13 protein-coding genes are annotated in these 14,518 nt (G+C 65.3%); 11 read left to right on the plus strand and 2 right to left on the minus strand.

Annotation, left to right across the window (positions count from 1 at the left end; all coding sequences use genetic code 11):
* Nucleotides 1-41: 41 nt before the first annotated feature.
* The 3 genes from QM682_RS00430 to QM682_RS00440 are packed head-to-tail and all read left to right on the plus strand — an operon-like array spanning nucleotide 42 to nucleotide 3,216.
* The gene (locus QM682_RS00430) at nucleotides 42-1,358 is read left to right on the plus strand and encodes an ABC transporter substrate-binding protein (RefSeq protein ID WP_415125963.1); all 1,317 of its coding nucleotides are present in this window, start codon (nucleotides 42-44) and stop codon (nucleotides 1,356-1,358) included.
* Between the two features lie 53 nt (nucleotides 1,359-1,411).
* Complete coding sequence (locus QM682_RS00435) at nucleotides 1,412-2,338, plus strand: carbohydrate ABC transporter permease (RefSeq protein WP_415125965.1); 927 nt, start codon at nucleotides 1,412-1,414, stop codon at nucleotides 2,336-2,338.
* Nucleotides 2,338-3,216, plus strand: a complete 879-nt coding sequence (locus QM682_RS00440; protein WP_415125967.1) for a carbohydrate ABC transporter permease — start codon at nucleotides 2,338-2,340, stop codon at nucleotides 3,214-3,216. Before QM682_RS00435 ends, QM682_RS00440 begins: the two co-directional genes overlap by 1 nt.
* Before the next feature lie 126 nt (nucleotides 3,217-3,342).
* On the opposite strand, the gene QM682_RS00445 is transcribed toward QM682_RS00440, so the two are convergent.
* Nucleotides 3,343-3,960 carry a WHG domain-containing protein gene (locus QM682_RS00445; protein ID WP_415125969.1) on the minus strand — a complete coding sequence of 206 codons (618 nt, stop codon included), beginning with the start codon at nucleotides 3,958-3,960 and terminating at the stop codon, nucleotides 3,343-3,345.
* A gap of 168 nt (nucleotides 3,961-4,128) precedes the next feature.
* Between QM682_RS00445 and QM682_RS00450 the strand changes: the two genes are divergently transcribed.
* The gene (locus tag QM682_RS00450) at nucleotides 4,129-5,619 is read left to right on the plus strand and encodes an aldehyde dehydrogenase family protein (RefSeq protein WP_415125971.1); all 1,491 of its coding nucleotides are present in this window, start codon (nucleotides 4,129-4,131) and stop codon (nucleotides 5,617-5,619) included.
* A 3-nt stretch (nucleotides 5,620-5,622) separates the two neighbouring features.
* Here the strand turns inward: QM682_RS00450 and QM682_RS00455 are convergent, their stop codons facing one another.
* Nucleotides 5,623-7,011: an amidase gene (locus tag QM682_RS00455; RefSeq protein WP_415125973.1), complete on the minus strand. Its 1,389-nt coding sequence runs from the start codon at nucleotides 7,009-7,011 to the stop codon at nucleotides 5,623-5,625.
* A 108-nt stretch (nucleotides 7,012-7,119) separates the two neighbouring features.
* Between QM682_RS00455 and QM682_RS00460 the strand changes: the two genes are divergently transcribed.
* The 7 genes from QM682_RS00460 to QM682_RS00490 all read left to right on the plus strand — a co-directional run bounded on the left by QM682_RS00460 (nucleotide 7,120) and on the right by QM682_RS00490 (nucleotide 14,512).
* Nucleotides 7,120-8,022, plus strand: coding sequence for a LysR family transcriptional regulator (locus QM682_RS00460; RefSeq protein WP_415125975.1), 903 nt, complete (start codon nucleotides 7,120-7,122; stop codon nucleotides 8,020-8,022).
* 117 nt (nucleotides 8,023-8,139) lie between these two features.
* Complete coding sequence (locus QM682_RS00465; RefSeq protein WP_415125977.1) at nucleotides 8,140-9,456, plus strand: ABC transporter substrate-binding protein; 1,317 nt, start codon at nucleotides 8,140-8,142, stop codon at nucleotides 9,454-9,456.
* Nucleotides 9,457-9,546: 90 nt separating this feature from the next.
* A complete protein-coding gene (locus tag QM682_RS00470; RefSeq protein WP_415125979.1) occupies nucleotides 9,547-10,416 on the plus strand; it encodes a carbohydrate ABC transporter permease in 870 nt (289 codons plus the stop codon).
* 9 nt (nucleotides 10,417-10,425) lie between these two features.
* A complete protein-coding gene (locus tag QM682_RS00475) occupies nucleotides 10,426-11,250 on the plus strand; it encodes a carbohydrate ABC transporter permease (protein ID WP_415125981.1) in 825 nt (274 codons plus the stop codon).
* A 12-nt stretch (nucleotides 11,251-11,262) separates the two neighbouring features.
* On the plus strand, nucleotides 11,263-12,261 hold the full coding sequence (locus tag QM682_RS00480; protein WP_415125983.1) for an ABC transporter ATP-binding protein: 999 nt from the start codon (nucleotides 11,263-11,265) through the stop codon (nucleotides 12,259-12,261).
* Between the two features lie 124 nt (nucleotides 12,262-12,385).
* Nucleotides 12,386-13,849, plus strand: coding sequence for a mannitol dehydrogenase family protein (locus tag QM682_RS00485; protein WP_415126523.1), 1,464 nt, complete (start codon nucleotides 12,386-12,388; stop codon nucleotides 13,847-13,849).
* Nucleotides 13,850-13,852: 3 nt separating this feature from the next.
* Entirely contained in the window at nucleotides 13,853-14,512 is a 660-nt protein-coding gene (locus QM682_RS00490) for an HAD family hydrolase (protein ID WP_415125985.1), read from the plus strand.
* The last annotated feature ends 6 nt before the right edge of the window (nucleotides 14,513-14,518 follow it).

Below are 14,518 nucleotides of genomic sequence, written 5' to 3' on the forward strand. Positions count from 1 at the left end.
GCCTCAGCCGGGCCGCATTGCACTTTGGGAGGAGTATCGCAATGTCCATCGACCGCAGAAGACTGCTTCAGGCCGGCGCCGCGCTGGCTGCCGGCGCCGTGCTGACCTCGCCCTTCGCGGGCCGGGCGCGTGCCCAGGCCGCGGGTGGCATGACCTTCACCCCCGAAGCGGGCGCCAGCCTGCGCCTGCTGCGCTGGGTCCCCTTCGTCAAGGGCGAGGAAGAGGCATGGAACGCCAATACCAAGGCTTTCACCGAGGCCACCGGCGTCCAGGTCCGCATCGACCAGGAAAGCTGGGAGGATGTGCGCCCGAAAGCCGCCGTCGCCGCCAATGTCGGCTCGGGGCCGGACATGGTGATGAGCTGGTTCGACGACCCTTTCCAATATCCCGACAAGCTGGTCGACGTGACCGATCTCTGCACCATGCTGGGAGAGAAGAACGGCGGCTGGTATGACGGGCTGCGCGCCTATGGCGAACAGGATGGCAAGTTCATCTCGACGCCGCTTTGTGCCATCGGCAATGCGATCTGCTATCGTGAAAGCCATGTGAAGGCCGCCGGCTTCGACGAGTTCCCGCAGGACACGGAAGGTTTTCTGAAGCTTTGCGCGGCGCTGAAGGAAAAGGGCACTCCGGCGGGCTTCCCCTTCGGCAAGGCTGTGGGCGACGGCAACAACTTCGCGCATTGGCTGCTTTGGAGCCATGGCGGACAGGCCGTGAACGAGGCCGGAGAGGTGGTCATCAACAGTCCCGAGACCGCCGCCGCCATCGAATATGCCAAGAAGCTTTATGCCGTCTTCATCCCTGGCACGGAAAGCTGGCTCGACATCAACAACAACCGGGCCTTCCTGTCGGGCGACATCTCGCTGACGGCGAACGGCGTCTCGCTTTACTACGCCGCGCTCAAGGACGAGGCGACCAAGGCCCTGGCCGAGGATATCCGCACCTCGAACCTGCCGATCGGCCCAGTGGGCAAATCGGTCGAACTGCACCAGACATCGACCATCTCGATCTTTCAGCACTGCAAATTCCCGAATGCCGCCAAAGCCTATCTGGAGTGGATGTATCAGCCTGATCACATGAATGCCTGGATCACCGGGGCCAGCGCCTATTGCTGCCAGGCGCTGAAAGCCTTCGCGGACAATCCGGTCTGGACCTCGAACCCGGTGCATGCGCCCTATGCGCGGGCCTCGGAATCGCTGCGGCCGAACGGCTATGCCGGGCCGCTGGGACCGGCTTCGGCGGGGGCCATGGCCGATTATGTCCTGGTGGACATGTTCGCCGAGGCCGTGACCGGCCAGCGGTCGACCGAAGAGGCGATCCGCAATGCCGAGCGCCGCTTCGCCCGCTACTATCGCTGATGCCTGAGTGGGGCGCGCGCCGGCGTGCCCCCCGCCGTCAACAGGAGGTCCCGATGCCACCCGTTTCCAAGCCGCGTGCCTCGTTCTGGCGCCGCTTCACCGAAAGCCGCGACGGGCTGGGCTTTCTCTTCATGCTGCCAGCCGCCGCATTCCTGCTGTGCTTCCTGACCTATCCTCTGGGCCTGGGCGTCTGGCTGGGCTTTACCGATGCGCGTATCGGCAGGCCGGGCGAATGGGTCGGACTTGAGAACTATCTTTGGTTGATGGACGACCCGGTCTTCTGGCTGTCGGTCTTCAACACGCTGTTCTACACGACTATCGCCTCGGCGCTGAAATTCGGGCTGGGGCTTTGGCTGGCGCTTTTGCTGAACCGGCACCTGCCGTTCAAGAACCTGTTCCGCGCCATCATCCTGCTGCCCTGGGTCGTGCCCACGGTGCTTTCGGCGCTGGCCTTCTGGTGGATCTTCGACAGCCAGTTCTCGATCATCAGCTGGGTGCTGATGAAATGGGGCATCATCAGCCAGCCGATCAACTTCCTGGGCGATCCCTGGAACGCGCGCGCCTCGGTCATCGCGGCGAACGTCTGGCGCGGCATTCCCTTCGTGGCGATCTCGCTGCTGGCGGGCTTGCAGACCATCCCGCAATCCCTGAACGAGGCCGCCGCCATCGACGGCGCGACGCCCTGGCAGCGCTTCACCAAGGTGACGCTGCCGCTGCTGACCCCGATCATCGCGGTCGTCATGACCTTTTCGGTCCTGTTCACCTTCACCGATTTCCAGTTGATCTATGTGCTGACCCGCGGCGGGCCGGTGAACGCCACCCATCTGATGGCGACGCTCAGCTTCCAGCGCGCCATTCCCGGCGGGCAGTTGGGCGAGGGCGCGGCCATCGCGGTCGCCATGATCCCCTTCCTGCTGGCGGCGATCCTGTTCAGCTTCTTCGGCCTTCAGCGCCGCAAATGGCAACAAGGAGCGGATTGATGTCCCAGACCGTCACCGACGACCATGAGGGCATGGACCAGTTCGAAAGCCGCTCGCGCCGGATCATGCTGGTCTGGTTGCCGCTTCTGGTCTTCATGTTCGTGCTGCTGTTCCCATTCTACTGGATGGCGATCACGGCGGTGAAGCCGAACAACCAGCTGACCGATTACGCCAATCACAGCCCGTTCTGGGTCGTGGGGCCGACGCTTGAGCATATCAAATATCTGCTGTTTCAGACTTCCTATCCGCGCTGGCTGTGGAACACGCTGGCGGTGGCGGTTGCCTCGACCTTCCTGTCGCTCTTCGCCTCGGTCTTCGCCGCCTATGCGATCGAAAGGCTGCGGTTCCGGGGCGCACGCGTGGCGGGTCTGCTGATCTTCCTGGCCTATCTGGTGCCGCCCTCGATCCTGTTCATCCCGCTTTCGGTCATCGTGTTCCAACTGGGGATCTTCGACAGCAAGCTGGCGCTGATCCTGACCTATCCGACCTTCCTGATCCCGTTCTGCACCTGGCTGCTGATGGGCTATTTCCGCTCGATCCCCTACGAGCTTGAGGAATCGGCCCTGGTCGATGGCGCGACGCGCTGGCAGATCCTGACCCGGATCGTGCTGCCCCTGGCGGTGCCGGGGTTGATCTCGGCAGGGATCTTCGCCTTCACCTTGAGTTGGAACGAGTTCATCTATGCGCTGACCTTCATCTCAAGCTCCGAGAACAAGACCATCCCGGTGGGCGTGCTGACCGAACTCGTGCGCGGTGACATCTATGAGTGGGGCGCCTTGATGAGCGGGGCGCTGCTCGGCTCGCTGCCGGTGGTGATCCTCTATTCCTTCTTCGTGGACTATTACGTCAGTTCCATGACCGGCGCGGTCAAGGAGTGAAGGCAAGCCGGGGGGCTCGCCCCCCGGACCCCCGAGGATATTTAAGCAAGAAAGACAAACAGCTTCTTTCTTGCTTAAATATCCCGGGGGAGTCCGAAGGACGGGGGCGGAGCCCCCTGCGGCGGTTCAGGTCGGCTTGGCTCCGATCATCTGCCGGACGAACAGGTGCAGTGCGCGGCGGGCGGCGCTCAGCCCGTCCTCGCCATTCATCCAGCGCGACAGGTTTCCACTGAGCATCTTGTTCGCCAGCCCATAGGCCACGCTGCGCGACGTGGCGACCATCAGTCTCAGATCGGCATTCTCGGCCAGCAGGCCCTTGTCCCTGGCCTGGCGCAGGAGCCTTAGCATGAGCTCGTGCAAGGCCAGTTCATAGCGCTCCAGGTTCCCGGTCGTCGGTGCCTGTTCGGCATGGACATTGCCCAGGATGGCGAATGCCTGCGGATGCTCATTGGCCCAGTCGAGATAGGCGTCGGCCAAAGCCAGGAATTGCGCTAATTGGTCGTTCGGATCGACCTTGACCACCGCTTGGATGCAACGATCCTGCAACAGGATCACCGCGATTTCCAGAGAGGCTTGCAGCAGGCTTTGCTCTTCGGGAAAAAGCGCCGAGATTTCCGCCTCGCTCCGGCCGGTTTCGCGGGCGATATCGGCCTTGGTCGGTTTGTCGGGATGCGAGATCAACCGTGTCATGGCATGGACCGCATCGCTATAGGTGGTGCTTGGGCGATGATGTCCGATGGCCATGCGAGTTTCCTTCCGTTCTCCTGGGCATGTTGGTCAGGAAAGTGTAGCGGATTGCTTAATGCGAGAAAAGTTGTCGAATAATACAATCGTAGAATGTATTTTAGACTGGGACTTGAGCCTTGTTTCCATGCCACGCATCATGGCGCGCAGGATCAGGAGGCGAGCGAGATGCGACAGGATTGGCAGGCCCGGGCGGCGGCGCTTTACGAGGGCGGTTTCCGGCCTATGTTTGTGGCGGGAAGCTGGGTCGAGGCGGTTTCGGGCCAGGTGATCGAGGCACGCAATCCCGCCAATGGCCGCCTGCTGGCGACCGTTCCAAGGGGCGATGCGCGTGACATCGATCAGGCCGTGGCAGCCGCCCGCCGCGCTTTCGAGGGGCCGTGGGCGCGCTGGACCCCGTTCGAGCGGCAGGCGCTGCTTTTGCGCATCGCCGAGCGGTTCGAGGCGGAATGGGAGGATCTTTGCCTTTCGGATACGCTGGACATGGGCATGCCGATCAGCCGCACCCTGGCCAACAGCCGCCGCGTGCTGGGCATGCTGCGCTTTTACGCGGGCCAAGCCGTCGCGATCCACGGCGCCACGATCCCGAACAGCTTCCCCGGCGAGATCCTGTCCCAGACCGTCAAGGAGCCTTTGGGCGTCGTGGGGGCCATCATCCCCTGGAACGCGCCCATCGCGGGCTCGGTCTGGAAGATCGCGCCCGCGCTGGCCGTGGGCTGCACGGTCGTGCTGAAGCCGTCCGAGGAAGCTTCGCTGACGGTTTTGATGATTGCCCGGATCATGGCCGAGGCGGGGTTGCCCGAGGGGGTTCTGAATGTCGTCACCGGCCTGGGCGCCGAGGCCGGTGCTGCGCTGGCGGCGCATCCGGGGGTAGACAAGATCGTCTTTACCGGCTCGACCGCGACGGGGCAGGCGATCGCGCGGGCAGCGACGGGAAACCTCAAGCGTGTCTCGCTGGAACTGGGTGGAAAGTCCCCGGTCATCGTCTGCCGCGATGCCGATATCGAGAAGGCCGTGCCTGTCGCGGCCATGGCTGTCTTCGCCAATTCCGGCCAGATCTGCATCGCCGGCTCGCGGCTTTTCGTCGCGCGTGAGATCCATGACGAATTCACCGCCCGTGTGGCCGATTATGCCGCAAAGCTGCGCATCGGCGACGGCATCCAGGAAGGGACCGAGATCGGCCCGATCATCTCGGCCCGCCAGGCCCGGCGGGTCGAGGGATTTCTGGACAAGGGCCGGGCCGAGGGCGCGCGGCTTCTGTCCGGTGGCGCGCGGCTGGAGGGTGCCGCCTATGAGGGCGGGCATTTCATCGCCCCCACGGTTTTCGCGGGCGTCGAGGACGCCATGACCATCGCGCGCGAGGAAATCTTTGGCCCGGTGATCTCGGCCTTGCCTTTCGACGATCTGGACGAGGTGGTGCGGCGTGCCAACGATACGCCCTACGGCCTTGCGGCGGGGGTCTTCACCACGCATCTGGGCACCGCGCACAAGCTGGCGCGGCGGCTGAAAGCGGGCTCGGTCTGGGTCAACATGTATCACGCCATCGACCCCGCCGTGCCCTTCGGCGGGGTCAAGATGTCGGGCTATGGCCGCGAGGGCGGGGCCGAGCATCTGGACGAATATCTGGATACCAAGGCGGTCTGGATCAATACCGACTGACGGCTAGCGGTCGTGGCGCGGCCAGGCGGGCATCGGGTCGCGCAGCTCTTCCCAGGCGCGCGACAGGCGCATCACGCCCAGGTCATCGAAGCGATGGCCGACGATCTGCAAGCCGATCGGAATGCCGGTCGAGGTCATGCCGCAATGGATCGAGGCCGCCGGCTGCTCGCCCATGTTCCAGGGCACGGTGAAGGCGATATGCTCGAACGGCCGGGCCGGATCGTTGCTGGGCGAGGCCGCCTCGGCCGAATAGCTGCGGTCGGGATTGACCGGAGACAGGATGAAATCCAGCCCGTGCAGCGCCTTGTTCGCGGCCACCCGCATGGCGAAGGTCTGATCATAGCCCTCGGCCACGCGTGTCGCGGGGACATCGGCGCCGCTTGCGGCCCAGTCGCGGATATAGGGCAGGATCTTCGCCCGCGCCTCGGGCGGCAGTTTCTGCATCTGGCCCCAGAAGCGGGCGCGCCAGGCATGGTCCAGCCCGTCCAGCATCTCGCGCGTCAGGACGGGGGCGACGGGGATGATCTCGGCGCCTTCGGCCTGGAAGCGGCGGGCGGCGGCCTGGACGGCCTCGGCGATCTCGGGGTGAGGGGCGGTGCCGCAGCCGGCGTCCAGCATCAGGCCCAGCTTCAGCCCGCGCAGGGGCAGGGGGCCGGCATCCCAGTCCAGGTCCTGATATTGTAGCGCCGTTGCGTCGCGCCAGTCCGGCCGGGTGATCACCCGCATCAGCAGGCCCGCATCATCGACGGTCGGTGTCATCGGCCCGGCCACGCGCCCGGTATAGAAGGGGTCGATCGGCACCCGGCCCCAGCTTGGCTTCAGCCCGAAAAGCCCGGTCCACCCCGCCGGCAGCCGGATCGAGCCGCCGATATCGGTGCCGACATGCAGCGGCCCATAGCCCGCCGCCCCCGCCGCCGACGAGCCCGAGGACGAGCCGCCGGGGTTCTGCGTCAGATCCCAGGGATTGCGGCTGAGATGATGGAACGAGGACAGGCCCGAACTGAGCATGCCGTAATCGGGGCAGGTGGTCTTGGCGAACATGATCGCGCCGTCCTCGCGCAGCCGGGCGGCGCTGGGGGCATCCTCGGGGGCGGGAACCACGGGGGTCGCGGCGGTGCCCAGCGGCACATGGTCGCCCTTTGTCGCGATCAGTTCCTTGATCGTGACGGGCATGCCGTCCAGAAGGCCCAGGGCCTGACCCTTCGCATGGCGGGCCTCTGAGTCGCGGGCCTGGGCCAGGGCCTGATCGGGGCGGAACAGCCACAGCGCCTGGACTTTCGGCTCGGACGCTTCGACGCGGGCGATCAGCGCCCGCATGTATTCTACGGGCGACAGGCTGCGGTCGCGAAAGGCGGCAAGGGTCTGGCGGGTGGTCAGGTCAAGGATGTTCATGGGTCCGTCCGGTTGTCCGAGGCGTCATTGAACGCCTGGGCACAGCGTTTCGGAACTGGTCAATTCGTGCGCGGGCTGCTACGATTTTCGTAGCACCTGGGCGCACGGATGGATCTGCAAAGCATCGCCACGTTCAACGAACTGGTCCGCTCCGGCTCGATCCGGCAGGCGGCCGAGGGGCTGAACTGTTCGCCCACCGCCGTGGTGCGGCAACTGGACAAGCTTGAGCATGCTTTCGGCACCCCGCTGGTCGAGCGTGGCCCGCGCGGCATCCGCCTGACCGCCGCGGGTGAGGTCCTGGCCGAACGCGCCCGCCTGGTCGCGCGCGAGATGCTGGCCGCGCGGCGTCTGATCGACGATCTGCGCGGGCTGAAACGGGGCGCCGTCACGCTGCATGTGCCGGGCGTCGCCGCCAGCGCCATGCTGGCGCCGGCCCTGGCCGAATTCTCGCTGGTGCATCCGCAGATCCGGCTTGAGGTGGTGGTGACCTCGGCCCAGGGGGCGCTGGATGCGGCGGCCTCGGGCGCGTCCGAGATCGCGCTGACCATGTTCACCCCGCCCGATCCCCGCATCGAGGTGCTGCTGCGCCTGCCTGTGCGGCACGAGCCGGTCATGGCCCCGGATCACCCGCTGGCGGCGCTGTCCGAGATCGCGCTGGACGATCTGCTGCCGCATCCGCTGGCGTTGCCGGATCGCTCATACGGCTTGCGGCGGGCTTTCGATGCACGGCTGCGCGCGGCGGGGACGGGGCCGTTGCGCCAGACCTTCACCACCGCCTCGCTGGAACTGCAAAAGGAACTGGCCTGCCGGGGCGCCGCCGTGCTGATCCTGCCGCGCCAGACGGTCGCGCGCGAGCTTGCCGCCGGGACGCTGCTGCTGCGCCCCTTCCAGCGCCGCGACCGGATCGAGACGCATCTGGAACTGGGCCGCGCCGGTCATCTGCAAAGCGCCGCGGCAAGGCGGCTTTCGGAGTTCCTGGCCCGGCATCTGGGCGGCGCGGGTGTCGATTAGCCCTTACTATCAGCCATTTTCTCTTGCAGGATAGTGGCGCTTGACAGAGTTGCCTCATTGTGTGAGCGTTTGCCCACAGTGTTAGCAATTGCTGACGCGCAAGGGAGGAAAATCGAGATGACCAAAATGCTGCGCGGCCTGCTTGGGGCCTGCGCCCTGTCGGCGCTTGCGGTTCCGGCCATGGCCGAGACCCTGACCATCGCCACCGTGAACAACGGTGACATGATTCGCATGCAGAAGATGACCAAGCCGTTCACCGACGCGAACCCGGACATCCAGCTGGAATGGGTCACGCTTGAGGAAAACATCCTGCGCGAGCGCGTGACCACCGACATCGCCACCAATGGCGGGCAATATGACGTGCTGACCATCGGCACATACGAGGTTCCGATCTGGGCCAAGCAGAAATGGCTGACCCCGCTCTCTGACCTGCCGGCGGATTACGACGTGGACGACCTGCTGCCCGCCGTGCGCCAGGCGCTTTCGGTCGATGACGCGCTTTATGCGGTGCCGTTCTATGGCGAAAGCGCGATGGTGATGTATCGCAAGGATCTGGCCGAGGCCGCCGGCGTCACCATCTCGGACGCGCCGACCTGGACCGATATCAAGACCGCCGCCGAGAAGATGACGGACAAAAGCAAAGAGGTCTATGGCATCTGCCTGCGCGGCAAGCCCGGCTGGGGCGAGAACATGGCCTTCCTCAGCGCCATGGCCAACAGCTATGGCGCGCGCTGGTTCGACATGGACTGGAAGCCGCAATTCGACAGCGCCGAATGGAAGGAAGCCTTCGCCGACTATTTGGCGATGGTGCAGAATTACGGCCCGCCCGGCGCCTCGTCCAACGGCTTCAACGAAAGCCTGTCGCTGTTCCAGCAGGGCAAATGCGGCATGTGGATCGACGCCACCGTCGCCGCCAGCTTCGTGACCGACCCCAAGGATTCGACCGTGGCCGACAAGGTGGGCTTCGCCAAGTTCCCGAACAAGGAAGGCGTGGACAATCACGGCAACTGGCTTTGGGCATGGAGCCTGGCCATTCCGGCATCCAGCCAAAAGCAGGACGCCGCGAAGAAGTTCGTCTCCTGGGCGACCAGCAAGGAATATACCAACGAGGTGGCCAAGGCCGAAGGCTGGCGTGCCGCCCCTCCGGGCACCCGCAAATCGCTTTACGCGAATGCGGAATACCAGAAAGAGGCGCCCTTCGCAGCCATGACGCTTGAGGCGATCGATTCGGCGAAGACGCAGAAGCCCTCGGTCCAGGACGTGCCCTATACCGGCGGGCAATTCGTCGCGATCCCGGAATTCCAGGGCATCGGCACTGCGGTCGGGCAGCAATTCTCGGCGGCGCTGGCCGGGCAGATGTCGGCGGATGACGCGCTGGCGGCTGCCCAAGCGAACGTGACGCGCGAGATGACCCGCGCCGGCTATATCAAGTAAGCGCGAAAGCACGCCCATGTCGTCGCCCGGACCCCATTCGGGCGGCGGCACCCGGCCCTTTCACGCCCGCATTTCATAAGGAACCCTGCCATGGCGACCCGCCAGACCCAGAGCCTTGCCCGCCTGATGCGCGCGCCCGCGATCCTCCTGCTGCTTGTGTGGATGATCGTGCCGCTGGCGATGACGCTCTATTACTCGTTCCTGAACTACAACCTGCTCAACCCCGCCAACACGAGCTGGGCGGGCTGGTTCAACTATCAGTATTTCTACAGCGACCCGGCCTTTTTCGCCGCCATCGGCAATACGCTGATCCTGGTGCTTGGGGTTCTGGCGATCACGGTCATCGGCGGGATCGCCATCGCGCTGCTGATCGACCGGCCGATCTGGGGCCAGGGCGCGGTGCGGATCCTGATCATCTCGCCCTTCTTCGTGATGCCGCCGGTCGCGGCGCTGATCTGGAAGAACATGATCATGCACCCGTCCTATGGGGTGCTGGCCGACATCGCGCGGTTCTTCGGCGCGCAGCCGGTGGACTGGTTCGCGCAATATCCGCTGTTCTCGATCATCGTGATCGTGGCCTGGCAATGGCTGCCCTTTGCCACGCTGATCCTGCTGACCGCGCTGCAATCGCTGGACAGCGAGCAGATCGAGGCGGCCGAGATGGACGGCGCCGGCGCCGTCAGTCGCTTCGTCTATCTGGTCTTGCCGCATATGGCCCGCGCGATCACCGTGGTCATTCTGATCCAGACCATCTTCCTTCTGGGCATCTATGCCGAGATCCTTGTGACGACGAATGGCGGTCCGGGCAATGCCAGCACGAACCTGACCTACCTGATCTATCGCGCGGCCCGGCTGAACTTCGACATCGGCGGCGCTGCTGCCGGGGGGATCATCGCGGTCGTCCTTGCGAACTTCGTTGCCTTCTTCCTGATGCGCGCCGTCGGCAAGAACCTGGACTAAGGAGCAATCATGGCACGCGCCGTTTCACCCCGCGCCCGCATGGGCTGGTCCATCGCCGCCTGGATCGTGGCTTTGCTGATCTTCTTTCCGATCCTTTACACCATCATCACCAGCCTCAAGACCGAGCAGGAGGCGATTTCGGGCTTCGACCTGATCCCCTCCTTCACGCTGGAAAGCTTCCAGGCGGTGCAAAGCCAGAACAACTATTGGCGGCCCTTCACCAATTCGGTGATCCTGTCGCTTGGCTCGACCGCGCTGGCGCTGGTGGTGGCGATCCCGGCCGCCTGGGCGATGGCATTCTCGCCCACCAAGCGCACGAAGGACATCCTGATGTGGATGCTTTCGACCAAGATGATGCCTGCCGTCGCGGTGCTGGTGCCGATCTATCTGATCTTCCTGCGCACCGGGCTGATGGACACGCGCATCGGGTTGACCGTTCTGCTGATGCTGATCAACCTGCCCATCGTGGTCTGGATGCTCTATACCTATTTCCGCGAGATTCCGGGCGAGATCCTGGAGGCCGCGCGGATGGACGGGGCATCCCTGCGCGATGAGATCGTCCATGTCCTGACGCCGATGGCGGTGCCGGGGATCGCCTCGACGCTGCTTCTGAACGTGATCCTGGCCTGGAACGAGGCGTTCTGGACGATCCAGCTGACCACCACCAACGCGGCGCCGCTTTCGGCCTTCATCGCCTCGTTCAGCAGTCCGCAGGGGCTGTTCTGGGCAAAACTCTCGGCGGCTTCGGTCATGGCCATCGCCCCGATCCTGATCCTGGGCTGGTTCAGCCAGAAACAACTCGTGCGCGGCCTGACCTTCGGCGCGGTGAAATAAGGGAGTATCGTGATGGGAAGCATCACCCTGAAACAGGTCCGTAAGGCATTCGGCGAGGTCGAGGTCATTCCGGGCGTGGATCTTGAGATCAACGACGGCGAATTCGTGGTCTTCGTCGGCCCCTCGGGCTGCGGCAAGTCCACGCTCTTGCGGCTGATCGCGGGGCTTGAGGATTTGACCTCGGGCCAGATCATGATCGACGGCAAGGACGTGACCCATGCCGCTCCCGCGCAGCGCAAGCTGGCGATGGTGTTTCAGTCCTATGCGCTTTACCCGCATATGACGGTCAGAAAGAACATCGCCTTTCCGCTGAAGATGGCGCGCATGGACGCGGCCGAGCAGGACCGCCGCGTGGCTCATGCGGCGGGCATCCTGAACCTGACCGATTATCTTGAACGCCGTCCCGGCCAGTTGTCGGGCGGCCAGCGCCAGCGCGTCGCCATCGGCCGCGCCATCGTGCGCGAGCCTTCGGCCTTTCTGTTCGACGAGCCGCTTTCGAACCTGGACGCGGCCCTGCGCGTGAACATGCGGGTCGAGATCAGCGAATTGCACAAGAAGCTGGCGACGACGATGATCTATGTCACCCACGACCAGGTCGAGGCGATGACCATGGCCGACAAGATCGTCGTCCTGCGCGCCGGCCGGGTCGAGCAGGTGGGCTCTCCGCTGGAGCTTTACCGCACGCCCGCGAACCGCTTCGTCGCGGGTTTCATCGGCAGCCCGAACATGAACTTCCTGGAGGGCGAGGCCGCCGCCCGGCACAGCGCCCATGCCATCGGCGTCCGTCCCGAGCATTTCCGCATGTCCACGACCGAGGGGCTTTTGCCCGGCACGGTCGGCGTGGCCGAGCATCTTGGCTCGGACACGTTCCTGCATGTGGATCTGGACAGCGGCGCCCATGTCATCGCCCGTGCCGAGGGCGAATTCCCCGTGCATCACGGGGATCGCGTCTGGCTGACCCCGCAGGAAGGCCGCGTCTATCGCTTCAACGACAAGGGGCTGTCCCTATGAAATCCCGGCACCAGCGCCCTGCCGCCCTTGCCGCCGCGCGCGGCGGGAAAGCGGGCGCGTGCCGGACCGACCGCATCGCCGTCCCGGCCCGAAAGGGCGCAGGCGGGAAATGGATAAGCAGAAGATGATCACGCTGAACGACGCCGACTTGCCCGCGATCCCGGTGGCGAAGCCCGGCTATGACCGGGGCGGCCTGACCGGAGGCATCCTGCATTTCGGCCTGGGCAATTTCCACCGTGCGCATCAGGCGGTCTATCTGGACCGGCTGATGAACCTGGGCCAGGGCCATGATTTCGCCATCGTCGGCGCGGGCGTGATGCCCTCGGACGCGCGGATGCGCGACGTGCTGGCGGCGCAGGACTATCTTTATACCGTGGTCGAGCAATCGGCCCTGTCCTCGGATGCGCGTGTCGTCGGCGCGCTGATCGACCATCTGCCCGCCGCCGACAGCGCCGCGATCATCGCGAAGCTGGCCGATCCGGCGATCCGCATCGCCAGCCTGACCATCACCGAGGGCGGCTATTTCATCGATGCCAAGACCGGCCATTTCGACACCGCCCATCCGGCGATCACCGCCGACGGGGCTGCCCCCGGCGCGCCCCGGACGGTGTTCGGCATGCTGGTCGCGGGGCTGAAGGCGCGGCGTGCGGCGGGGCTCGCGCCCTTTACCGTCATGTGCTGCGACAACATCCCCCATAACGGCCATGTCACGCGCGAGGCGGTGGTGGAAACCGCCCGCCTGTCGGATCCCGAGCTTGCCGAATGGATCGCGGCCAACGTCGCCTTCCCGAACGGCATGGTGGACCGCATTACGCCCGCCACCAGCGACCGCGAGCGGCGCATGATCCGCGAGGATTTCGGCATCGCCGACGATGCCCCGGTCTTTGCCGAGGATTTCATCCAATGGGTGCTTGAGGACAACTTTCCCCAGGGTCGCCCTCCGCTGGAACAGGTCGGCGTCGAATTCGTCCAGGACGTGACCCCTTGGGAACTGATGAAGATCCGTATCCTGAACGGCGGTCATGCGGTGATCGCCTATCCCGCCGGCCTGATGGACATCCATTTCGTGCATGAGGGAATGGAAAATCCGTTGGTCCGCGCTTTCCTCGACAAGATCGAGACCGACGAGATCATCCCCGCCGTCCCTCCGGTGCCCGGCACCGACCTGCACGCCTATTATGCCAAGGTGGCCGAACGCTGCGCCAATCCCAAGATCGGCGACACGATCCGGCGGCTGTGCCTGGACGGCTCGAACCGGCAGCCCAAGTTCATCATCCCGACGATAGGCGACCGGCTGGCGCGTGGGCTTTCGGTGGATGGCCTGGCCCTGGAATCGGCGCTTTGGTGCCGCTATTGCGCGGGCGTGACCGATTCGGGCGTCGAGATCGCGCCGAACGATCCGAACTGGGACCGGCTGACGGCGGTGGCGAAGGCCGCTAAGGACGATCCCTCGGCCTGGCTCGGCATGGCCGAGATCTATGGCGCGACCGGCCAGGACCCGCGCTTTGCCGAGCCCTTCGCGGGCTGGCTCGCGATGCTGTGGCGCGATGGCACCGAGGCGACGCTGAAGCATTACCTTCAGGGCTGATCGGTGGCGCGGGGGCTGATCTTCGACTGTGACGGCGTGCTGGTCGATAGCGAGCCCCTGGCCGCGGCCGAGCTTGAGGCCATGTTCGCCAGGCTGGGCGTCTTGGTCCCGGCCGAGGCGATCTATCGCGATTTCCTGGGCCGCTCGGTCCAGAACGTGGTCGAGGTGGCGGCGCGCGACCATGCGCTGGACATCGCCCCCGAACTTCCGGGCTTCAGTGCCGGGCTGATGGCGCGCTTTGCTGGCGAATTGCACGCCGTGCCGGGCATGGCGCGCGCCATCGCCGCGCTGCCGGGGCCGCGCGCCGTCGCCAGTTCCAGCGCGCCCGAGCGGCTGGCGCTTTCCCTGGGGTTGACGGGACTTGCGGCCTTGTTCGGCCCGCATGTCTATTCCGCGACGCAGGTTCGCCGGGGCAAGCCCGCGCCGGACCTGTTCCTGTTCGCCGCCGACCGGCTGGGTCTTGCCCCCGCCGATTGCGTGGTGATCGAGGACAGTCCGGCGGGCGTCCTGGCCGCGCGCGCCGCCGGCATGCGCGTGGTGGGCTTTCTGGGCGGCGCCCATGCCGCCCCGGCGGATCTGGCCCGGCGGCTTGCCGCGCTTGATCCCGACGCGCTGATTGAACATGCCGAGGATTTGCCCAACACTCTGGCCCGAATGGGCTAGAGGGGG

The organism is Paracoccus sp. (in: a-proteobacteria) (assembly GCF_047605025.1).
Lineage (GTDB): Bacteria > Pseudomonadota > Alphaproteobacteria > Rhodobacterales > Rhodobacteraceae > Paracoccus.

What these genes read in the sequence shown, in the direction of transcription:
- QM682_RS00435 (WP_415125965.1), top strand. Translation starts at nt 1,412, where the DNA reads ATGCCACCCGTTTCCAAGCCGCGTGCCTCGTTCTGGCGCCGCTTCACC.
- QM682_RS00475 (WP_415125981.1), top strand. Translation starts at nt 10,426, where the DNA reads ATGGCACGCGCCGTTTCACCCCGCGCCCGCATGGGCTGGTCCATCGCC.
- QM682_RS00450 (WP_415125971.1), top strand. Translation starts at nt 4,129, where the DNA reads ATGCGACAGGATTGGCAGGCCCGGGCGGCGGCGCTTTACGAGGGCGGT.
- QM682_RS00460 (WP_415125975.1), top strand. Translation starts at nt 7,120, where the DNA reads ATGGATCTGCAAAGCATCGCCACGTTCAACGAACTGGTCCGCTCCGGC.
- QM682_RS00440 (WP_415125967.1), top strand. Translation starts at nt 2,338, where the DNA reads ATGTCCCAGACCGTCACCGACGACCATGAGGGCATGGACCAGTTCGAA.
- QM682_RS00480 (WP_415125983.1), top strand. Translation starts at nt 11,263, where the DNA reads ATGGGAAGCATCACCCTGAAACAGGTCCGTAAGGCATTCGGCGAGGTC.
- QM682_RS00465 (WP_415125977.1), top strand. Translation starts at nt 8,140, where the DNA reads ATGACCAAAATGCTGCGCGGCCTGCTTGGGGCCTGCGCCCTGTCGGCG.
- QM682_RS00445 (WP_415125969.1), bottom strand. Translation starts at nt 3,960, where the DNA reads ATGGCCATCGGACATCATCGCCCAAGCACCACCTATAGCGATGCGGTC.
- QM682_RS00430 (WP_415125963.1), top strand. Translation starts at nt 42, where the DNA reads ATGTCCATCGACCGCAGAAGACTGCTTCAGGCCGGCGCCGCGCTGGCT.
- QM682_RS00485 (WP_415126523.1), top strand. Translation starts at nt 12,386, where the DNA reads ATGATCACGCTGAACGACGCCGACTTGCCCGCGATCCCGGTGGCGAAG.
- QM682_RS00470 (WP_415125979.1), top strand. Translation starts at nt 9,547, where the DNA reads ATGGCGACCCGCCAGACCCAGAGCCTTGCCCGCCTGATGCGCGCGCCC.
- QM682_RS00455 (WP_415125973.1), bottom strand. Translation starts at nt 7,011, where the DNA reads ATGAACATCCTTGACCTGACCACCCGCCAGACCCTTGCCGCCTTTCGC.